Annotated in this window: 21 protein-coding genes; 13 read left to right on the top strand and 8 right to left on the bottom strand. The window is 60.3% G+C overall.

Going from position 1 to position 21,023, the window contains the following annotated elements; all coding sequences use genetic code 11:
• Nucleotides 1–4: 4 nt before the first annotated feature.
• Together HMPREF9161_RS05210 and HMPREF9161_RS05205 are read left to right on the top strand one after the other, a co-directional pair.
• Nucleotides 5–1,930 (top strand): TRAP transporter permease, encoded by a 1,926-nt coding sequence (locus HMPREF9161_RS05210; RefSeq protein ID WP_009728641.1) that lies wholly within the window; start codon nt 5–7, stop codon nt 1,928–1,930.
• Between the two features lie 233 nt (nt 1,931–2,163).
• Complete coding sequence (locus tag HMPREF9161_RS05205; RefSeq protein ID WP_009728640.1) at nt 2,164–2,379, top strand: hypothetical protein; 216 nt, start codon at nt 2,164–2,166, stop codon at nt 2,377–2,379.
• 45 nt (nt 2,380–2,424) lie between these two features.
• On the opposite strand, the gene HMPREF9161_RS05200 is transcribed toward HMPREF9161_RS05205, so the two are convergent.
• On the bottom strand, nt 2,425–3,159 hold the full coding sequence (locus HMPREF9161_RS05200) for a hypothetical protein (protein ID WP_009728639.1): 735 nt from the start codon (nt 3,157–3,159) through the stop codon (nt 2,425–2,427).
• A 237-nt stretch (nt 3,160–3,396) separates the two neighbouring features.
• On the opposite strand from HMPREF9161_RS05200, the gene HMPREF9161_RS05195 reads away from it, so the two are divergent.
• The 6 genes from HMPREF9161_RS05195 (at nt 3,397) to HMPREF9161_RS05170 (ending at nt 7,247) form a co-directional block, all read left to right on the top strand.
• The gene (locus HMPREF9161_RS05195; protein WP_009728638.1) at nt 3,397–4,197 is read left to right on the top strand and encodes an SDR family oxidoreductase; all 801 of its coding nucleotides are present in this window, start codon (nt 3,397–3,399) and stop codon (nt 4,195–4,197) included.
• A gap of 79 nt (nt 4,198–4,276) precedes the next feature.
• Nucleotides 4,277–4,552: a type II toxin-antitoxin system RelB/DinJ family antitoxin gene (locus HMPREF9161_RS05190; protein ID WP_009728637.1), complete on the top strand. Its 276-nt coding sequence runs from the start codon at nt 4,277–4,279 to the stop codon at nt 4,550–4,552.
• Entirely contained in the window at nt 4,549–4,830 is a 282-nt protein-coding gene (locus HMPREF9161_RS05185; protein WP_009728636.1) for a type II toxin-antitoxin system YafQ family toxin, read from the top strand. Before HMPREF9161_RS05190 ends, HMPREF9161_RS05185 begins: the two co-directional genes overlap by 4 nt.
• A 235-nt stretch (nt 4,831–5,065) precedes the next feature.
• A complete protein-coding gene (locus tag HMPREF9161_RS05180) occupies nt 5,066–5,632 on the top strand; it encodes a DUF3793 family protein (RefSeq protein WP_009728635.1) in 567 nt (188 codons plus the stop codon).
• Nucleotides 5,633–5,675: 43 nt separating this feature from the next.
• Nucleotides 5,676–6,110: a flavodoxin gene (locus tag HMPREF9161_RS05175; RefSeq protein WP_009728634.1), complete on the top strand. Its 435-nt coding sequence runs from the start codon at nt 5,676–5,678 to the stop codon at nt 6,108–6,110.
• A gap of 252 nt (nt 6,111–6,362) precedes the next feature.
• Nucleotides 6,363–7,247, top strand: a complete 885-nt coding sequence (locus tag HMPREF9161_RS05170) for a hypothetical protein (protein WP_009728633.1) — start codon at nt 6,363–6,365, stop codon at nt 7,245–7,247.
• A 108-nt stretch (nt 7,248–7,355) separates the two neighbouring features.
• Here HMPREF9161_RS05170 and HMPREF9161_RS05165 read toward each other — a convergent pair whose 3' ends face one another.
• From HMPREF9161_RS05165 to HMPREF9161_RS05155, 3 genes are read right to left on the bottom strand one after another with little or no spacing between them, the layout of a single operon-like run.
• Nucleotides 7,356–8,624: a glucosaminidase domain-containing protein gene (locus HMPREF9161_RS05165; RefSeq protein WP_009728632.1), complete on the bottom strand. Its 1,269-nt coding sequence runs from the start codon at nt 8,622–8,624 to the stop codon at nt 7,356–7,358.
• Nucleotides 8,625–8,644: 20 nt separating this feature from the next.
• Nucleotides 8,645–9,421, bottom strand: a complete 777-nt coding sequence (locus HMPREF9161_RS05160; protein WP_009728631.1) for a class I SAM-dependent methyltransferase — start codon at nt 9,419–9,421, stop codon at nt 8,645–8,647.
• A gap of 18 nt (nt 9,422–9,439) precedes the next feature.
• Nucleotides 9,440–10,012: an HD family hydrolase gene (locus HMPREF9161_RS05155; RefSeq protein WP_009728630.1), complete on the bottom strand. Its 573-nt coding sequence runs from the start codon at nt 10,010–10,012 to the stop codon at nt 9,440–9,442.
• A 151-nt stretch (nt 10,013–10,163) separates the two neighbouring features.
• Between HMPREF9161_RS05155 and pheA the strand changes: the two genes are divergently transcribed.
• Together pheA and aroF are read left to right on the top strand one after the other, a co-directional pair.
• Entirely contained in the window at nt 10,164–11,021 is an 858-nt protein-coding gene (gene pheA / locus HMPREF9161_RS05150; protein WP_009728629.1) for a prephenate dehydratase, read from the top strand.
• 14 nt (nt 11,022–11,035) lie between these two features.
• Nucleotides 11,036–12,070, top strand: a complete 1,035-nt coding sequence (gene aroF / locus HMPREF9161_RS05145; protein WP_009728628.1) for a 3-deoxy-7-phosphoheptulonate synthase — start codon at nt 11,036–11,038, stop codon at nt 12,068–12,070.
• 62 nt (nt 12,071–12,132) lie between these two features.
• Here the strand turns inward: aroF and HMPREF9161_RS05140 are convergent, their stop codons facing one another.
• Nucleotides 12,133–12,504 (bottom strand): RidA family protein, encoded by a 372-nt coding sequence (locus HMPREF9161_RS05140; RefSeq protein WP_009728627.1) that lies wholly within the window; start codon nt 12,502–12,504, stop codon nt 12,133–12,135.
• Between the two features lie 141 nt (nt 12,505–12,645).
• Nucleotides 12,646–14,061, bottom strand: a complete 1,416-nt coding sequence (gene pyk, locus HMPREF9161_RS05135; RefSeq protein WP_037348805.1) for a pyruvate kinase — start codon at nt 14,059–14,061, stop codon at nt 12,646–12,648.
• 195 nt (nt 14,062–14,256) lie between these two features.
• Between pyk and HMPREF9161_RS05130 the strand changes: the two genes are divergently transcribed.
• Nucleotides 14,257–15,693, top strand: a complete 1,437-nt coding sequence (locus tag HMPREF9161_RS05130; protein WP_009728625.1) for a sodium:alanine symporter family protein — start codon at nt 14,257–14,259, stop codon at nt 15,691–15,693.
• Nucleotides 15,694–15,771: 78 nt separating this feature from the next.
• Here the strand turns inward: HMPREF9161_RS05130 and HMPREF9161_RS05125 are convergent, their stop codons facing one another.
• Together HMPREF9161_RS05125 and pfkB are read right to left on the bottom strand one after the other, a co-directional pair.
• Nucleotides 15,772–17,676, bottom strand: coding sequence for a fructose-specific PTS transporter subunit EIIC (locus HMPREF9161_RS05125; RefSeq protein ID WP_009728624.1), 1,905 nt, complete (start codon nt 17,674–17,676; stop codon nt 15,772–15,774).
• A gap of 321 nt (nt 17,677–17,997) precedes the next feature.
• The gene (pfkB, locus tag HMPREF9161_RS05120; protein ID WP_009728623.1) at nt 17,998–18,909 is read right to left on the bottom strand and encodes a 1-phosphofructokinase; all 912 of its coding nucleotides are present in this window, start codon (nt 18,907–18,909) and stop codon (nt 17,998–18,000) included.
• Between the two features lie 174 nt (nt 18,910–19,083).
• Here pfkB and HMPREF9161_RS05115 point away from each other — a divergent pair, with 174 nt between their 5' ends.
• Nucleotides 19,084–19,968: a YitT family protein gene (locus tag HMPREF9161_RS05115; protein WP_009728622.1), complete on the top strand. Its 885-nt coding sequence runs from the start codon at nt 19,084–19,086 to the stop codon at nt 19,966–19,968.
• A 382-nt stretch (nt 19,969–20,350) separates the two neighbouring features.
• Nucleotides 20,351–20,977, top strand: a complete 627-nt coding sequence (locus HMPREF9161_RS05110; RefSeq protein ID WP_009728621.1) for a hypothetical protein — start codon at nt 20,351–20,353, stop codon at nt 20,975–20,977.
• Nucleotides 20,978–21,023: the final 46 nt, after the last annotated feature.

Below are 21,023 nucleotides of genomic sequence, written 5' to 3'. Positions count from 1 at the left end.
CCGTATGACCGATAAGCACACAGTCAACACGGAAGAGATTCTTAAAAAATACGACCGCGAGGCCGATACCGTACACTATGCGGGGCTCCCGAAAAAGATCATCGCCGCGATCGCCATCGCGTTCTCCGTCTTTCAGCTTTATACGGCGACGTTCGGCGTCCTTGACGCGCAGCTCCAGCGCGCCGTGCATCTTGGGTTCGGTCTTGCGCTCGCGTATCTGCTCTATCCGTTTCGGCGGGCATGGACGAGGGACAGCTTCTTTCATCCTGTCGACGTCGTCTTCGCCGTGCTCGGTGCGGCGGCGCCCGCGTATATCGTCATCCAGTACCGAGAACTGGTGACGCGCGCGGGCTCCGTTTCCCCCGCGGATACGATTGTCGGGGTGATCGGCATCCTCCTCGTGATCGAGGCCGCGCGGCGGGTCGTCGGGCTGCCGATGGTGACGGTCGTGCTCTTCTTCCTCGCCTATGCGTTTCTCGGTCCCTATATGCCGGGTGTGCTCGCGCATCGGGGACTGACCCTCGAGCAGCTCGTCGGACACCTCTACTTCACGACGGAGGGCGTGTTCGGAATTCCGCTCGGCGTCTCCTCGACGTTCATCTTCCTCTTCATCCTTTTCGGCGCATATCTTGAAAGCACGGGGCTGGGGAAATTCTTCATCGATCTCGCAAACGCCGTTGCCGGCTGGGCAAGCGGCGGCCCCGCGAAGGTGGCGGTGCTCTCGAGCGGCCTCATGGGCACCGTCTCGGGCAGCTCCGTCGCCAACGTCGTCGGCACTGGCTCGCTCACGATCCCGATGATGAAGAAACTCGGCTATGATGCGAACTTTGCGGGCGCGGTCGAGGCGGCGGCGTCCACGGGCGGGCAGCTCATGCCGCCCGTTATGGGGGCGGCGGCGTTCCTCATGGCGGAGTTCGTCGGCGTGCCGTACATCGAGGTCGTGAAGGCTGCGGCGATTCCCGCGCTGCTTTACTTCACGGGCGTCTGGCTCGGCGTCCACTTCGAGGCAAAGCGCAAGAACCTCAAGGGCGTTCCGCGCAGCGAACTCCCGCATCCCCTGGCGCTCCTCAAAGAACGCGGGCACCTCGCGATCCCCCTCGTCGTCATCGTGTATCTCCTCGTCTCGGGCTATACGCCGATGCGCGCGGCGCTCGTCGCGATTGTCCTCTCCATCGTCTGCGCCATGCTGCGCAAGTCGACGCGGATGAAGCCGATGGAGATTGTCTTAGGCCTCGAGCGCGGCGCTAAATCGGTGCTCGGCGTCCTCGTCGCATGCGCGGCCGCCGGCATCATCATCGGCGTCGTCACGAAGACGGGCGTCGGCCTGCGGCTCGCCTCGGGGCTCATCGACGCTGCGGGCGGCATGCTGATCCCCGCGATGTTCTTCACGATGATTACGGCGATCGTGCTCGGCATGGGCGTGCCGACGACGGCGAACTACGTCATCACCTCGACCATCGCCGCGCCCGCACTCGTACAGCTGGGCGTTCCCGTCCTCGCGGCGCACATGTTTGTGTTCTATTTCGGCATCATCGCGGACGTGACGCCGCCCGTCGCGCTCGCCGCCTATGCGGGCGCGGGCATCAGCGGAGGGAATCCGCTTAAAACGGGCGTCAACGCTTCGAAACTTGCCGTTGCGGCGTTCATCATCCCGTACATCTTCGTGTTATCGCCCGTGATTCTCATGGTGGACGCGTCGCCGTTTACGCTTATTACGGCGACGCTGACCGCGCTCCTCGGCATGATCGCTGTCAGTTCGGCGCTTTGCGGCTTCCTCGCGGATCACTGCCGGCTCTATGAGCGCGTGCTGCTCGTTGCGGCGGGGCTGCTGATGATCAAGCCGGGCGGTACGACCGATCTGATCGGATTTGCGGTCTTTGCCGTTATCCTCGCCGTGCAGACACGGCGGGCAAAGGCCAAGTCTATATGAGCGGCTCTCCGGGACCGCCGCGGATATGCGGATTTCGCATGGACGCGGCGGTTCCGTTTTATTTGGGATATGCGATTGTCCCGTGCGGCGGCAGCGCTCTCGATGCCGACGGGTAGGACTTCTATCGTATAAGAAAACGCTGTAGAGTCCCAAATAAAATATTTGAAGTTACATAATATATGTGTTATGATATACGCATATTTACATAACTGAAAGCGAGGGGGCTGATCTATATGGCGGATGAAAGCGTTGTCAAGGCAAAAGGGAGTCCTATTCCTCCGAAGACCTTAGACCCGTTTTACGGTAAGACCAATTTATCACATAGGGAAAACGGCATGAGGAAGATCGAAAAAGGCCGGATCAAGTCCGCGGCCCTCAAGAGCCTGACATCCTTTTCACGGGTACCGCAGGCAGAGAATATCTTGAAGAATGAAAACGCACAAAAATAGAACCCTACCGACTGTGCGCCGGGAGGGTTCTTTTTTTGTGTGATTTTATGCCGTCGGGGGACGACGGGGCGCATCGGCCTCCGCGTGCCCTTCTTCGGACGGAGACCTGCGCCGCAGGAAGGCGTACGCGCCGCCGGCACAGAGAACGAATACGAGAACTGCGGCGCCGATGACCGCCGCCTTGTTCCACATGCGGAACGAGACCTGCATCCGGGTCGATTCGCCCGTCGTGAGGGTCTTGCCGAGGTTCCACGTCAGCGTTTTACCGTCCTCGGACGTGCGGTCGGCATTCGAGGCTGTCGGTCGGTCGGGCAGCGTCATCTGGTAGGTGAACGTGATGTTGTTCGCGAGCGCGCCCGCTCCGCCGCCGTTTTCACTGCCGCTGAAGATGAGATCGAAATCGTAATCGTCGTAGAAAAGCGACTTTGTCCGCGTAATGCCCTTGTTCTTGCCCTCGTGCGCCGAGAAGAAGTCGACTTCGGAGAGCTTTTCGAGGCTTGCGTAATGCTCCGTGATTTCGTAGCCCGACATATTGTTGTCCTTTGTCACGGGCGTGACCTGCGCGTCGGGGTTCTGCTCCAGCGTCTTTGCCTTGCTCTGCTCGACGAACTGCGCGAGCATGGGCACGCTGACGAGCGTCGTCTTGAGGTCCGCGCTGCCGTCCTCGTTCACCACGAGGTTCACGTCGCCGCTGAAACAGCCGCTCGTCACGGCGAGCAGACCGAAGAGCAGCATGGCGAGTCCCGTACGCATCGTTCGCGTGCATTTATCGAATGTCATCATATACCTCCCGTATGAGTGCCTCGTTTTATTTCATTCGTATTCTAGCATGAGGCGAGCGGCTTTTGCAAGCGGCACATTGACATGTGTCGGTTGCGGTATTTCTCCGTGATTTCCGTGCAGTAGAATGCGATTTTTCGTCTAATTTTTGAACATACACCGACGGTATCAGACAAAAAACTCTCCCTGTCATATTGACATAGAGTATACTCTAAATTATATCATAGACGATATCAAATGAAGGAGGTTTTCGAAATAGGTAACGATAAAAAATATACGGTCATTACGGGCGCGAGTTCCGGCATCGGCTATGCGGCGGCAAAGGCGTTCGCGGCGTGCGGCAAGAACCTAATTGTCACCGCACGGCACGCGGCGCGGCTCGCTCGTCTGCGCGATGAGATCGCGGCGGCGCATCCTGCGGTGGAGGTTGTTATCAAGACGACAGACTTGTCCATACCGGAGAACGCGCATCGGCTCTATGACGACCTGCGCGCCTATGACATAGAGACGTGGGTGAACAACGCCGGATTCGGCAGCTACGGGAGCGTGGCTCAGCAGGATGTGTCAAAAATCGAATCCATGCTGCGCCTGAACATCGAAGCGCTGACGATTCTCTCGACGCTCTATGTTCGGGACTATCACGATGCGGCGGGGGCGCAGCTCATCAACATCTCGTCCTGCGGCGGCTACACGATCGTGCCGATGGCAGTCACCTACTGCGCGACGAAGTTCTATGTGAGCGCGTTCACGGAGGGGCTGGCGCAGGAACTCACCGCATCGGGGGCAAAGTTGCGCGCCAAGGTGCTCGCGCCTGCGGCGACGCGCACCGAGTTCGGCAAGGTCGCCAACGATGTGGAGACCTACGACTACGACGCACGATTCGGGACGTATCACACGGCAGAGCAGATGGCGGACTTTCTCCTGCGCCTCTATGACGGCGACAAGGTTCTCGGGCGCGTCGACCGCGAGACGTACGAGTTCGAACTCACGGATCCGCTCTTTCCCTACGCGGCGGGTTCGAGCAGGAATCAGAAGTAGCGTTTGGGCGTGAACAAAGAAAAACACATTGATTTTGTAATGTAAATACCATACAATATACATGAGAGAGGTGACTTTCATGACAGATACGATGAACTTCAGCATTCGCATGGAGCGTGATGTGAAGAAAGAATGCGAGCTTTTGTATGGAGAGCTGGGACTAACCCTCAGCAGCGCAATCAATGTGTTTCTGCGCCAATCGCTGCGTGTCGGCGGTTTTCCGTTCGATGTGAAATTGCAGGAACCCAATGAGGAAACCGTCGCCGCAATGCTTGAGGCAAAACGCATTGCGCATGACCCCGCGGCAAAGCGATACGGAGATGTCGAAGAAGCCTTGCGGGAGCTAAAACGATGAGCCTTGATGTCGTTTGGACGGCGAAATTTAAGAAGGACTACAAATTAGCTGTCAAGCGGCATATGGATATTGAACGATTGGATGATGTCATTCGTGCGCTGGCACACGGGGAAACCTTGCCGGCACAATATAAAGATCATGCCCTCACGGGACGTTGGCGCGGGTATCGGGAATGTCATATACTCCTCGATTGGCTTTTGATTTACTATATTGACGATGATGTTTTGGTGCTGACCTTAGCGCGTACGGGGAGGCACAGCGATCCGTTTGGACTGTAATTTATCATAAATCCGTATGAACTTTTCCGCTGTGTAGATAGGAAAAGATTATACTGCGACCTGTTGTCATGGTAAAAAAACTTCGCTATAATAGGGGAAGACCAATATTCGGACACTCCTGTGACGGATTACCCTATTGCTAATGAGAATCACTTCGGCTATAATAGCGAGAGACTGGGATTTCATCGACGCGCGCCGTTTTACGGTGCGCACTTAGCAAAAGGGGGAGATATTCGTGCGCTGCCCGGACTTTGAGCATTTGCTTGGCTATCATGCCGCACCGCTGCTCGCGGGGCTGACGGCAGGGAGTCTCTTGTCGTTCCAAAAGAGCCGGTTTGAGGATTTTGAGGGGCTGCTTGCCTCTTACGAGCCTTGTTTTTCCTGCAAAGGCATCTCGACGTTCCGCGTCGCGGAGGGGACGGAGTACGTCCTCATTCTCTTTTACCGTGCGGAGCTCGTCGAGCGTGCGCTCGGCGCGCCGGGCGCGCAGGAGATCCTTGCGGGCGCAGGCTACCGCGTCACGGACAGCATGGAGGACCGACTCGAGTTCCTGCGCCTGCGGATGCGCGTGCGCAAGACGCTCCCGCCGGAGGTGGGGCTATTCCTCGGATACCCGCCGGAGGACGTGCGCGGCTTTATCACACGGCGGGGACAGGATTTCGTCTACAGCGGATATTGGAAGGTCTACACGAACGAGGCGGAGGCGCGCGCTCTCTTTGAGCGGTACTCGGCCTGCACGCAGGAGTTCTGTACGCGGCTCGAAGCGGGACACCCGCTGGCGGAGCTGGTGCAGGCGGTTTAGCGGGAGAGCGGCGCTCTCCGCAATTCTTTGAGGAGGATTTCACATGGCAAAAGCAGCGGTTGTATACTGGTCGGGCACGGGCAATACGGAAAAGATGGCGGAGGGCGTTCGCGCCGGGCTAGAGGGTGCGGGCGCAGAGGTTGAGCTCTTCGAGGTGGACAGCTTCTCCGTCGATCAGATTGACGGCTTTGACGGTCTTGCGCTCGGCTGCCCCTCGATGGGCGCCGAGGAGTTGGAGGAAGGTTCGTTCGAGCCGTTCTTTGCGGGCGCGGTCGACAGCGGCAAACTCTCGGGCAAGGCGGTCGTGCTCTTCGGCTCGTGGGGCTGGGGCGCGGGCGCTTGGATGGAGACGTGGAAGGAGCGTACGAAAGAAGCCGGCGCAAAGCTGATCGATACCTTCATCGTGGAGAATGAGCCGGATGACGAGGGCATGGAAGGCTGCAAAAAACTCGGTGCGACGCTTGCCGGCGCGCTCTGAGAACACGGTACGGCAATTTAAAAAAACAGCGGGGGCTGATCTCTACCGAGACGCATACGGCGCGGGAGAGGCAGTCCCTTTTGCATATTGCCGGCCGATTCGATCTCAATTTGCCGATCGGAACGCGTACATAAGCAGGATTTTTGACAAACGGCGGCGAACTTCCACAAGACGTATATTTTGCCGTACGCGCCGATCGGCGCACGGCCGATAGAGACGGAGCGCAGCGAGAGCAGGGGAAGGGGAACATTGATGGACACTGAGGCAGCGGCGGCCGCCGTACAAACAATGGGATTTATCCACCCGATCATGGCGGACGTGATGACGATACTGTCGTTCGTCCTCGTCGTGGCGAGCGTCGGCATCGCATCCGTCGCGACGTACTACGCGTGGCGGCAGACGGGCGGCACGGTCGATACGATCGAGGGACATGTCTCGTGGCTGCGCACGGAGGCGGAGCGCCTGGCGGCCGAGATACAGGCGTCCGTGCAAAAGGATTTGGAGACTGCGGCAAAGGTGCAGTCGCTCAGGGATGAAATCGAAAATCTCGGCGCGCGCATCGCGCAGATCGATACGGACGTTGCGGAACTGAAGGAGCGTATCGCGGCAGCGCCCGTGCCGGAACCCGAACCGGAGCCTGCACCGCCGCCGGCGCCCGACCCCGCGCCGGAGGAGGAGGTCGACCTCGACGCGCTCCTCGAGAGCAAACCGATTTGGCAGGAGTTCCTCGACGATTATCATGCGCTGCGCGAGACGTTTTCACCCGAACGGGGGGCGGAACTCTGCGCGCCCCTCATTGACAAATACGGACTGCATCTGCTCGTCTGCACCGATCACGCGGCGGTGGAGGATGGCAAGAATATACCCAAGTTCGAGACGGTGGAGGACGTCGGAACGGCGACCTTCTGGGCGTATGACATCCCGGGACAGCCGGGGGACTTTGCCGTCGTTCCGAGCCCCATGTTCCGCTATGACCGGAAGCTGCACGAGGAAGAGGGCATGAAGGAGACGTTTGCCGCACGCTACGAGGACGGCAAAGTCTACGATAAACTCACGGTAGATATGCCCGCGCTCTTCACGCTCCGCAAGGAGCAGTGGCACATCGAGCAGCCGGGGCTGATCGAGCTCGAGGAATAGGGGCGGGAAAAATTTTTTCGGATAATAAAACGGGGGCTGCCGCACTTAGGTGTGCGGCAGCCCCCGTTTTGGGCGTTCAATTTGTTCGGTGGGTCCGTATGATGGGGATCATCGGGTCTTTTTTCCGCGCGCGGCGGGCTTTAGACAGGCGTTTAAGATGATTTGGTTGGACAGGATGTCCGTGTCGGCGGGGTCTTTTGCCGCGGCTTCGGCGAGGAAACGCCAAGCGGCTTTATAATTCTTCGCCCGAACGGCGGCGATCGCCCGGGCGCCGCATATGTGAGCGCCGCCGTAGGGCGTAAGCTCCAATGCTTTTTGAAAGGCTGCATCGGAGCCTTTTGCGTCGTTCATGTCCAAAAGGACGAGACCGTAGTTGTACCAAGCGTCCGCGTCGTTGACCCACGCGTCCAGGTAGACCTCGTAGGCATGCCGCGCATCTTTGTTCCTGCCCGCCTGCGCATAGGCCAGCGCCAGGCAGAGGAGGGGATCGGGCAGCGTTCGGGGATTGGATTTCATTGCCGTGGAAAAATCTTCGATCGCCTTTTCGCTGTCGTTCCGCAGGAGATAAACGGTGCCGCGGTAGAGATAGGATTCGGCGTCGCCGTTCTTTGCGACGCGCGCCTCGGCCGCGCGCAGAGAGGCGTCCGACGCGTCGGGCCGCTGCGCCAACGCCCAGCGCAGCAGGATGTCTTCGCCGTAATCCTTGCCCGGTACGGCCCAGACGCCGTTCAGTCCCGTCCAATAGGCGATCTTGCCGAAGATTTCGGGGTGCTTCTCCTTAATGAGGTCGTAGCGCGGATCGACGAGCGGTTTTTTCGGCGGCGCCGTTCGGCTGTATGCGAGGAGATGCTGGATGTGGGCGCGGACGCCGGTGCGGATGTCGGGGAAGGAAAGCCCCTGCGCGCCGCCGCCCGTCGCGCCGAGGCCGCAGAAGTTGTTCTGCCGCCAGTCCACATCGCCGCCGTAGGCGAAAAAGCCCGTCTCCTTGCACGCCTGCGCGAGCGCGACGTCCGGGCGCACGCCTTCGGCGCCGGCCTCCTCATAGTAGGCGCGTACGAGTTCTTCGACGCTGCCCGTGAGTTTCGGCTGCGGATTATTGGCGCGGATGTACGCCGCCATCTGCTCCTCGGTTGCCGCCGCCTCCCCTGCGATGGGGACGGACGTAATGGAAAAAGGACCGGTAATATTGACTTCCGGCTGCGGCATACGAAAGCGAACGGCGGCGACTGCCGCCGGGTCGACCTTCATATCGGCGGGAAGCTCCGCCGAAAATACGGGGCGGTAAAAATATTTCGGCTGATCCGCCGCAGCGGACGCGGCGGACGCGAGGAGGGCGGCACAGGCTGCGACCGCCGCGGCCGCAAGACGCATACGCATGATAAGCATCCTTTCAAAATCTATTTTTTCCCGTAGATCAGCCCGCAGTCGCGCAGCATGAGCCGCACGGGAAACGGCATGGAGATCCGGCGCGCGATGTTCGGCACGTAGGCGATCTCCGTGATCTCGTCGTGCTCTTTCAGATAGTCGAGGAATTCCTCCATCCTGCCGTAGCGGTCCTTGTCCCCGAAGGTATCCTGCAGGGCGAAACAGCCGCCCTTTTTCAGCGTGCGCAGCGTCTCCTCGACGAGCATGAATTTATCCTTTTGCGTGCGCACCTCGTGATAGACGAAGTTGCTGACGACGGCGTCGAAGGATTTGCTCGGGAAATCGAGCTTCGCGGCGTCGCCGGGCGTGAACGTGCAGCGCGCGCCGACCCCTTCGATCTCGGCGTTGCGCGCGCACTGCTCCTGGCTGTAGTTCCACATGGCGCTCCAATAGTCGATGCCCCGCACCTTTGCCGTCGGGAATTTCTTTGCCGCGGCGATCGAGAGCGCACCCGAGCCGCAGCCGACGTCGAGAAGCGTGCCCTTGCCGTCCCATGGGAGATGCTCGAGCAGATGCATGTGGATGCGGCGCATGAGGCCGCCGCCCTCGAAAGAAAAGACATATCTGCAGAAGCCCATGTAGAGCATGGCGAGCGTCGCCATAACGGCGAGAATCCACGCGACATAGTAATAGGTATCTTTGCCGAGCAGCAAATACAGCACGCCCGTGAGCACGTAGAACCCGACGGCGACGCCGCAGAAGGTTTTCATCATGGTCCTAGAGATCCAGTTGCCGTAGTTTGCTTTCATAATATACTCCTCCTGGTTTCAGCGGGGTGCGTCAAGCGATGCCGTCACGGCGTCGACTTCCCTGTTGACGGCGGCGCGCAGCTCCGTGAGGACATCCGAGAATGCGGCCTCGCACACGCCGTAAGTGCGCTGGAGATCATATTCGAGCGGCAGCCACGTGCGGGGATCGCCCTCGTTGTGCGTGATGACAGCCTCCATGCGGTCAAGCGCGCGGACGAGCCGCGCCTCCTCCGTCTTTGCCGTATCCATTTCTTGAAAAAGACTGCGCGCCTCGTCCGCATACGGTGGGGGCAGCGAGGAGATCCACGCGTCGCGGAGGCAGCGCTCGCGCGTACGGTCGGCGTCCGTCTTTTCGAACGTCGGAATGTCGCCCGTAAAGACCTCGCCCATATCGTGCAGGAGGCACATGAGGAGAACGCGCGTGAGGTCGGCGGATGGGAAACGGTCGCGCAGGAAGTAGGCCATCAGCGCCAGCCGCCAGCTGTGCTCGGCGACGCTCTCCCGGCGGCCGTCTTTCGTCCAGGCGTGGCGCGTGCGCTCTTTGAGTCCAGCGATGCAATGGACGATCTCGAGATACTGCTCGGCGGTCATAGATGCTCCTTTGGGTCGTGCTCGTTCAGAAAACATTCCCATTATACCACAACTCCGGCGTCAGCGGAATGCGCCCCTCGTGAAAGCCGTTCGGATATCCTTGTCAACGCGCCGCGCATATAGTATGATAGTCTATATAGGAGGAATGCGCGTGACGAAGAAAATGGGCGTGCTCGGCCCCGTGGGGACGCACAGCGAGGCCGCGGCACTCTACCTGAAGGCGTGGCAGGAGCTCGATATGGAGCTTGTCTGCTTCGCCGACATCGGCGAGTGCCTGCACGCGGCGGAGACGGGCGCGGTGGATGCGGCGTTCGTACCCGTGGAGAACTCGCTCGAGGGTGCGATTACCGTGACGCTCGATACCTTGGCCCATGCGGATACGCTGCACGTCAGGCGCGAGGTGATCTGGCCCGTGCATAACTACCTGATGGCACGGACGGCGGACGGCGGGATTCACTGCGTTTACTCGCATGCCCAGCCCATCGCGCAGTGCCACGACTTCCTCCTGCGGTACTGTCCGCGGGCCGAGATCATCAAGACCGCGAGCACGGCGCGCGCCGCGGAGATCGTCGGCGCGGCTCCCGCAGAGGCGGGGTGGGCCGCAATCTGCACACGGCGCGCGGGAGAACTGAACGGGCTCGTCGTACGTGCGGAGCAGATCGAAGACCGCGGATCGAACTGTACGCGCTTCTTTGAGGTCGCGCGCGACGGCGCGCTGCCGCCGCCCGCGGAGCCGCCGGATACCGTGCTCGTCATCTGCGGCATGGACGGCGCGCGCGCAGGCGCGCTCTACGAGGTGCTCGGGGAGTTCGCGCACCGCGGCGTCAACCTGACGCGCATCGAGTCGCGGCCCGCGCGTACGGAGCTCGGCGCATATATTTTCTTTTTCGATCTCGACGCGCACTGCGATCCCGCCGTACTGCGGGACGCGATCGATGCGGTTGCAGATAAAAGCGGTTGGCTTAAAACGGCGGGGGCGTTTCCCGTGCATAGGGCAGTAAATGAGTAAAAGGAGATAATACTATGGTCGTCATTATGAATGCGGATGCCACGCGGGAAGATATCGACGGCGTGATTCGCGCCATCGAGGAGAAGGGCCTCGAGGCAAAGGTCATGGAGGGCGCCCGGCAGAAGATTGTCGGCGTCATCGGCGACAAGACGCGTCTCGCCGCCACGCCGCTCGACGCGATGCGCGGCGTCGAGACGACGGTTGCGATCTCCAAGAGTTATAAGCTTGCGAGCCGTGAGTTTCACCCCGCGCCGAGCGTGATCGACGTCGCGGGCGTGCAGATCGGCGACGGCACGCCCGTCGTCATGGCGGGACCCTGCGCCGTCGAGTCGCGAGAGCAGCTCCTCGAGACGGCCGAGATCGTCAAATCCGGCGGCGCGCAGTTCATCCGCGGCGGCGCATACAAGCCGCGCACCTCGCCCTACGCATTCCAGGGGCTCGAAGAAGAAGGCCTGAAATACCTTGCCGAGGCACGTGAGCGCACGGGGCTGCGCGTCGTCACCGAGGTGACGGTCGTCGAGGCCGTGGAGCGGGTTGCCGCCTATGCCGATCTCCTGCAGATCGGCGCGCGCAATATGCAGAATTTCGGCCTCCTGCGGGCGGTCGGACGCGCGGGGAAACCCGTCATGCTGAAACGAGGCCTCGCCGCCACCATCGACGAGTGGCTGAACGCCGCCGAGTACATCATGAACGAGGGGAATCCGAACGTCATCCTCTGCGAGCGCGGCATCCGCACCTACGAGACCTATACGCGCAACACGTTCGATATCAGCGCGATCGCGGCGATCAAGCATCTCTCGCATTTGCCGATTATCGCCGATCCGAGCCACGGCACGGGCAAGTGGCGCATGATCAAGCCCATGTCGCTCGCCTCCGTCGCGGCGGGCGCCGACGGTCTCATCATCGAGGTGCATCCGAATCCCGCGAAAGCGCTCTCCGACGGGCCGCAGTCGCTTACGCCCGCACATTACAGCGACCTCATGCGCGATGTGCGGAAACTCAGCGCATTTATGAAGGAAGAGCATATCGTGCCGATGGACCTGGGATGAGCCGCAGAAAAGCGGCAAAAAAAGGGACGCTCCGGTCGGAGCGTCCCTTTATCGTTTCGTATTTACACCTCGGCGACGACTTCGATCTCGCAGAGCGCGCCTGCGGGCAGATCCTTGACCGCGACGCAGGAGCGTGCGGGCTTACTCGTAAAGTAGCGCGCATAGACGTCGTTGAACGCGGCGAAGTCCGTCATATGCGCGAGAAAGCACGTCGTCTTGACGACGCGCGTGAGGTCGGTGCCGGCGGCCGCGAGCACGGCGCCGAGATTTTTGCAGACCTGCTCCGCCTGCGCGCCGATCGTGGACGCCGTGATCTTGCCCGCGGCAGGGTCGATGCCGATCTGTCCCGAGGTATAGATAAGACTGCCGACGCGCATCGCTTGGCTGTACGGACCGAGAGCGGCGGGAGCATCGTTGCTGCGAATGACTTCCATAGATATTCTCCTTATTTCTCGCGGCGCATTCAAGTTTCCGCTGCGCTTGCTTTTCGTGTGCGGTATGGGATTCTTCCCTTATCGTCTAAAAAAGAAGCCGCCCGACGGTTCCTTCAAGCGGCTCCTCCGTTTCCCGCGCGATCAGTGAATGGTCATGACGCGGACGGCGACCGATCCGGCCTCGTTGTAAGTCATGCCCGCGACCAAAACGACCTTGTCGCCCTGTGCGACATAGCCGTGCGCCAGCGCGCTGCGCGTGCAGGACTCGATCATCTCCTCGACGCTCGACCACTTGCGGCCAAGCATCGTGTAAACGCCCCAGCGCAGGTTAATGTGGCGCGCGACCGTGTGGTTCGGCGCGTAGGCGACGATCGTCGCCTTCGGGCGGTACTTTGAAACGACGCGCGTCGTATAGCCGGACTGCGTCGGCGTCAGGATCGCCGCCGCGCTCGTCTCGTAGGCGAGCTGTACGGTCGCGTGAGAGACGGCGTCCGTGACCGAGGCGCGCTCGCGGATGCTGCGCGCGCGGATGAGCATGTCGTATTCGAGCGACTCCTCCATACGCAGAGCGATCGTACTCATCGTTTTGACCGCTTCGACGGGGTAATCGCCGCTTGCCGTCTCGCCCGAGAGCATAATGGCGTCCGCGCCGTCAAAGATGGCGTTGCCGACGTCCGAGACCTCCGCGCGCGTCGGGCGCGGGTTCGTCGTCATGGACTCGAGCATCTGCGTCGCGACGATGACGGGCTTGCCGACGGCATTGCACTTGCGGATGATCTCTTTCTGAATGACGGGGACGTCCTCCGCCGGCACCTCGACGCCGAGGTCGCCGCGCGCGACCATGATGCCGTCCGAGACGGCGAGGATCGCGTCGAAATTATTGACGCCGGCGAGGTTCTCGATCTTCGGGATGATCTCCATATGCCCGCCGTGCTTTTCAATGAGACTGCGGATCTCCTCGACGTCCGCCGGGCGCTGGATGAACGACGCCGCGACGAAGTCCATATCGTTTTCGATGCCGAAGACGATATCGCGCTCGTCCTGCTCGGAGATCGCGGGCAGGCTCAGTTCGATGCCGGGCGCCGCGACGCGTTTGCGCGTGGACATCGGTCCGCTGTTCTGAATCGTCGTCACGATGTCCTTGCCGCGCACCTCGTCCACGACGAGGCCGACGAGGCCGTCCGAGAGGAGCAGCGTGTCGCCGGGTTTGACCTCTTCATAGAGTTTCTTGTGGTTGACGCTGACGTGCGTCTCGTCGCCGGGGATATCGTCGTAGGTCAGCGTGAATTTATTGCCCTTTTCGAGCTGCACCTTCCCCGCGGCAAACTCGCCGAGGCGCATCTCCGGGCCCTTGGTATCGAGGATGAGCGAAATGACCTTGCCCGACCGCTCCGCCGCCGCGCGCACCTTCTTGATGCGTACGAGGTGCTCCTCGTGCGTGCCGTGGGAGAAGTTAAAGCGCGCGCAGTTCATTCCGTTTTCGATGAGCGCGTCCACAATCCCGTCCGGATCGGTCGACGGCCCCTGCGTGCATATGATCTTGGTTTTTTTCAGCATCATAAATACCCCGCCTTTTATCCCTGAGTGTTATAGCTGATAATATTCTACACTCTTTTTTAAGAGAAGTAAAGAATGCGGGCAATAAATCTCTATGAACGAGCGGCGGTACGGCACGGTGCCCGGGGCTCCGATTTGACAAACGGCATATCTTTCCTTTAAGATGGAGTCCGTTGTTCTAGAAAGGATGATTGTATGGATTTCCTCAATGCCGCCGTCGGCGCCGTCAACGAGTTCCTCTGGACGTATATCATCATCGTCGTGCTCGTCGGCTCGGGCCTGTGGTTCACGCTCTCGACGGGCGTCGTTCAGCTGCGCGCACTGCCAGAGATGGCGCGCCTGCTCGCGGGCGATCTGGGGCGTCGCCCGAGCGGACGCAAGGCGATCTCGTCGTTCCAGGCGTTTTGCGTCAGCACCGCCTCTCGCGTCGGTGTCGGCAACATCGCGGGCGTCGCGATCGCGATCGTGACGGGCGGTCCGGGCGCGGTGTTCTGGATGTGGGTCATCGCGTTCATCGGAACGGCGACGGGATTCGTGGAGAGCACGCTCGCGCAGATTTATAAAATCCCGCGCGGGCATGGGCTGTTCCACGGGGGACCGGCATATTACATTCAAAATGCACTCGGACAGCCGGCTGTTGCAAAGCTGTTTGCCGTACTGATCTCGGCGACGTTCGGTCTCATCTACGTCTCCGTGCAGGCGAATACGATCGCGCTCTCGATGGAGAAGGCGTTCGGCATCGACACATGGGTCATGGGCGGCATCCTCGCGGTGCTCTCGGCGGCGGTCATCTTCGGCGGGATCCACCGCATCGCGCGCTTTACGACCCTGCTTGTGCCATTCATGGCGGGGCTTTACCTCCTCATCGCGCTTGTCATTGTCATCATGCACATCGATGCGGTGCCGGGAATGTTCGCGCTCATCCTGCACGACGCGTTCAGCCCGCAGGCGGCGGTCGGCGGCGGTATCGGGACGGTCATCCTGACGGGCATCCGGCGCGGGCTCTTCTCCAACGAGGCGGGTGAAGGCTCGATCCCGAACGCAGCAGCGACGGCGAATGTCACGCATCCTGCAAAGCAGGGACTCGTGCAGGCGTTCGGCGTCTATGTAGACACATGGGTCGTCTGCTCTGCGACCGCGTTCATCGTGCTGCTCACAGGGCAGTACCGCATCGGCGACGACAGCGTGACGGGCATCGCGCTCGCGCAGGACTCGCTCGCGAGCGTCTTTGGCGTCGGCGCGTCGGCGCTGCTCGCCGTGCTCATCTTCCTCTTTGCCTTTAGTTCCGTGGTTGGGAATTATTACTACGGCGAGATCAACATCCATTTCTTTGGAAAAAATACGAAAACGACGCTCTTCTTCTATCGGCTCGCCGTCGTCGCGATGGTGTTCTTCGGCTGCATCGCGGCGCTCAGGCTCGTGTGGAACCTCGCCGATCTCTTCATGGCGATGATCTGCCTGACGAACCTCTACGCCGTCCTGCGGCTCGCCCCATATGCACGCATCGCGCTGCGGGACTATCTCGCGCAAAAAGCCGCAGGGAAAAATCCAATGTTCGACCCCGCCGTCCTGCCGAGCCGAGACGGTATCCGGGCGTGGAGCGGGGAGGAGTTCCGCGCGGAGAAACACTGAAAGACTTGCAATAAAAACGACCATGACACCGCAAATGTGTGTCATGGTCGTTTTTGTATGATCCTTCGAAACGTTTAACTACGCTTCGATCTTTTTCTTCAGCAGGGCAAGAAGAAGCGCTCCCACAACGGCGCCGACGGCGATGCTCAGGAGGTACATGAGCGGGTTGCCGATGGTCGGCACGACGAAGATGCCGCCGTGCGGCGCGCGCAGCGTGCAGTCAAAGACCATCGTGAGCGCGCCCGCGAGAGCCGAACCCACGACCATCGAGGGGATGACGCGTACGGGATCGGCCGCTGCGAAGGGGATCGCGCCCTCCGTGATGAAGGACAGCCCCATGACGTAGTTCGTGAGCCCCGCCTTGCGCTGGCTCTCGGTGAAGCGGTTCTTAAAGAACGTTGTGCAGAGCGCGATCGCAAGCGGGGGAACCATGCCGCCCGCCATGACCGCCGCCATGACGTGGAATTCGCCCGAGGCGAGGAGCCCCGTGCCCGTGACGTATGCCGCCTTGTTGATGGGACCGCCCATATCGATCGCCATCATGCCGCCGACCACAGCCCCCATCAAGACGCGCGCCGAGGGATCCATGCCGCCGAGGGTCGCAATCAGCCACTGATTGATCGCGGAGACCGGCGGGGCGATAATGAAGAGCGAGATGAACCCCATGATGAGGATGCCGAAGAACGGATAGAGCAGGATGGGCTTGATGCCGTCGAGGGATGCCGGGAGCGAGGCGAAGACCTTTTTGAGCAGGTTCACCGTATAGCCGCTGACAAAGCCCGCGAGCAGGGCGCCGAGGAAGCCTGTGCCCGTCGAGCCCGCGAGCGCGCCGCCGACGAAGCCGACGGCAAGTCCCGGGCGGTCGGCGATCGACATGCCGATGAAGCCCGCGAGGACGGGGAGCATAAAACCGAACGACGCGCCGCCGACATCCTTAAAGAACTTCGCGAGCGGCGTGTTTGATCCAAAATTGGCGGGGTTGGCGCTGTTGTAATCGTCGAAGAGGAAGGCGAGCGCGATGAGAATACCGCCGCCGACGACGAAGGGGAGCATGTGCGAGACACCGTTCATGAGGTGTTTGTAGATCTGGCGCGCGAGGCTCTCATCCTCGACATTGTCCGCGCCCTCGGTCTCGTCCGCACCGGAGGCGTGATAGACGGGCGCGTTCCCGGAGAGCGCGCGGTCGATGAGCTCGTCCGCCTTGTTGATGCCGTCCGCGACCTTCGTGATGACGACGCGCCGCCCGTTGAACCGGGACATGGCGACCTGCTTGTCCGCCGCGACGATGATGCCGTCGGCGGCCGCGATCTCTTCGTCCGTGAGGACGTTCTTCACGCCCGCCGAGCCGTTCGTCTCGACCTTGACGGTGAGTCCGCGCTTTTTCGCGTGCTGTTCGATGCTCTCCGCCGCCATGAAGGTGTGCGCGATGCCCGTCGGGCAGGCGGTGACGGCGAGGATCTGGATGTGGTCGGCTTTGGGCGCGGCGTCTGCGGGCTCCTCTGTGGCAGAAGGCGCGACGAACCGGTCGTTCTCCTTATCGTCGATGAGTTTGCGGAACGCTTCGACGGTCTTTGCCGCGATGAGCGCTTCTTTGAAGTCCGGATCCATGATCATGGTCGCGAGCTTCGAGAGGATCGCGAGATGCTCGTCGTTCGCCGCATCGGGCGCCGCGATCATAAAGAACAGGCGGCTCGGATTGCCGTCCATCGCGGCAAAGTCCATGCCGTCCGGGACGGTCATCGCGGCAAGTCCCGCCGCGCGCACGCCCGCACTCTTGGCGTGGGGCGTCGCGATGCCGTCGCCGAGCCCCGTCGTACCGCTCTCCTCGCGCGCGAGCACGTCTTTGACGTATTGGTCTTTATCGCTCAGATTGCCGCCTTTTTCCATGTAGTCCGCGAGCAGGCGGATGGCCGCCTCCTTTGAGGCGGGCGGCGTGATGCCGAGGGCGATGCTCTCGGGTTTTAGTAAGTCGTTGATGGTCAAGGGGTGTTCCCTCCTTAAATATTCTTGATTGGCGGCTTAGGGCATCCGTACCGCATAATGCGTGCCGCGCGGCGTTTGCCGCAGCGATTTTTAAGCCCTGCTTTTTCGAGGGGGCAAATGCCAAGCGGCAACGAAAACGAAACTTCTTTAACGCGAGGCGCGAAAATCCCGCAGCACGTCTCCGTCATGCCGAAAACTGAGTGACGCGGAAGTTTCGATGCAGAGCAAGGAACAAGAAAAATACAAGCGAAGTCGTAGTTAAAGAGCTACGTCGAGCGCAGTATTTTTCGCAGTGACACAGCTATGCGCGAAAATCCCGCGTCACATGCTAATCGTCTTGAGCAGTGCTAATGCCTCATCCCGCGTCGCGAGATTTTCCGAGAACGCTGACGCGGAGCCCGTCGCAACGCCCATGTGGAAGGCGCATTCATAGCTGCCGTCCGACTCGATGTAGCCGGCGAGAAAGCCCGCGACCATGGAGTCGCCCGCGCCGACGGAGTTGACGAGCGTTCCCTTCGGCGCGAGCGCGCGATAGAATACGCCCGTATCCGTGAGGAGGATTGCGCCGTCGCCCGCCATCGAGACGAGGACGTTCCGCGCGCCTTCTTCTTGGAGCTTTTTCGCGTGGGCGACGATCTCGTCGTCCGTTTTCAGTTCAACGCCGAACATCTCGCCGAGCTCGTGATTGTTCGGCTTGATGAGGAAGGGCCGGTACTTCAATACGCGGCGCAGGAGATTTTTCGTCGCATCCGCCGCGATGAGAATGCCGCGACCCTCCAACTGCGCCATGATGCGTTCGTATATGTCGTCCGGCAGCGTGTTCGGTATCGATCCCGCCAGGACGAGGATATCGCCGCGCGTAAGGCGGTCGAGTTTATCGAAGAGCGCGCGCTGCGCATCCTCCGTGATGACGGGACCCTGCCCGTTGATTTCGGTCTCGCGCTCCGCCTTGATCTTGACGTTGATGCGCGAGAATCCTTCGCTCAGCGGTACGAAGTCTTCCGTGACGCCGAACGATGCGAGCATCTGCCGCATCGCCGTCCCCGTGAATCCCGCGGTGAAGCCCAGCGCCGTGCTCTCGTGACCGAGATTTTTCAGCACGATGGAGACGTTGATGCCCTTGCCCCCCGGCAGGATCTGCTCGTAGTTCACCCGGTTGATTTCGCCCGGCGTGAAGCGTTTCAACCGTACGATATAGTCGATCGACGGGTTGAACGTAACGGTATAGATCATATAGTATCCCCTCCTCTACGATGATTTTGCGATGATATTAATAATCCCCTCATACGGCTATGATATATCGGGGAAAGTGCAAAGTCAAGAAACCCGTTTTCATCAGAGCGCTCTTGTCAGTACTTTTCCTTTCCTCTATAATAGGATGTGAAAATGATGCGATCGGGAGGATTTATGACTGCACAAAATACGACATCGGCGGGGAAACCGAAGCACGGCCCCCTGTTTTATGCGAAGAAAATACTCATGCTTATCGTCGGCGCACTCGTCACGGCGGCGGGCCTCGAACTCTTCCTCATTCCGAACAACGTCATCGACGGCGGCGTGGTCGGACTTTCGATTATGTCGCAGAGCATCACGGGGATGAGCCTCGGCACATTCCTCGTTATTTACAATATCCCGTTCATCTATATGGGGTATCGGCATATCGGCAAAAATTTCGCGCTCTCGACCGTCTTCGCGATCGTCATGCTCTCCGTATGGACGGCCGTTCTGCACGCCGTGTCGCCGGTGACGAACGATCCGTTCCTCGCCGCGATCTTCGGCGGCGTGGTGACGGGGCTCGGCGTCGGCATCGTCATGCGTACGGGCGGCTCGTTCGACGGGACGGAGATCGTCGCCATCATCCTCGACGCGCGGACGCAGTTTTCCGTCGGCGAAGTCGTCATGTTCATCAACCTCTTTATCCTCAGCTCCGCGGGCCTGCTTTACGGCTGGGATAAGGCGATGTACTCGCTCTTTGCGTATTTTGTCATCTCAAAGATGATCGACGTCGTGCTCAAAGGATTGGATGAATCATACGCCGTCATGATCGTCACGAACGAGCATGAGGAAATGACGGCCGCACTCAACGAACGCCTCGGGCGCGGCGTGACGCTGCTGCACGGCACGGGCGGCTATACGGGCGAGGCAAAGGAAGTGCTCTACTGCGTCGTCACGCGCCTCGAACTCGACAAGCTGAAGGAAATCGTCCTCGACAAGGACGAGCGTGCGTTTGTCACGATTAACGCGGTGCATGATATAGTCGGGGGGAGGTTCAAGAAGAAAGCCATCCATTAGGCGTGACGCGGGATATTTACGCCTAACTTTGTCATATCGCCCTTCACTTCGGTTGACGTAGCTTTTTACTACGCCTGCCCTCGTGCTCTCCTCATTCCTCGTTATGCATCAAATCTTCCGCGTCGCTTATATTTCGATTTCGAGCGCGATCTTTGCGCACAGCGTTGTCATTACGTCGAATGCTTCGCTAGGAGTAACTCTTAAACTGTGCGGCGGAATGAACTATATTACGATACTGTACTGCCGCGTCGTTTGCGAAGCGGCGAGAAAGATACTATGAGCCGCGCATAAGCCCTGCTTTTTTCGCAAGGCAAATGCCAGGCGGAACCAATATATTACCGCCTTCGTACTACGCTTCCCCTGTGCGGAAAGGACCCTTCCCATGAACCGCCGTTTTTATCTCGCCGCCGTCCTATGCGCGCTCCTCTCGTTCCTTTGCGCCGCCCCGACCGACGCGGCATCCGCTCCGCAGGTCGCGCGCCTCTCCCTCGTCACGGAAAATGTATGGGACATCGATCAAGCGACGATTGACGAACTCGACGACATGGTCGCCGATGCGCTGCGCATGCCGTTCGGAGGCCTCATGGGCTGGCTGCATGACGTGGACGAGCACGACCTCTTCGCCGCTTACGATGCGGCGTTCGAGATGAAGAAGACGCCCCGGGGCGCGCCCGATTATCCCGCGATTCTCCGCATGACGGCAGATGTCACGGATGCCGATCTCGCCGTACTCCCTATTCTCGAATACTACGACGAGGAAATTTACCGCAGCCGGGATTTCTACTGTGACGACTATCTTGTGAGTCGCGCGAGCGTGCGCCTGCTCGTCTATGACCGACGTAAGGACGAACTCGTCGACCGCCGCGCGACGCGCATATTCCGCGACGAATACTCCATGAACGGCAGAGCGGAGGCGCTCGCCTGCGACGCCATGCGCGCCGTCCTCGACAAAGTACAGCTCAAGGAACGCGTTAGAGATCTGCGCGAGGCCGCGCGCAGCGGACGATAGCAAGAATATATAAAAGGAACACATATAAAAGAGCCGTACCTACGAA

Source organism: Selenomonas sp. F0473 (assembly GCF_000315545.1).
Taxonomy (GTDB): Bacteria; Bacillota; Negativicutes; order Selenomonadales; family Selenomonadaceae; genus Centipeda.
The sequence above is the reverse complement of the archived record's forward strand: the minus strand, read 5'-3'. Positions and strand labels throughout refer to the sequence as shown.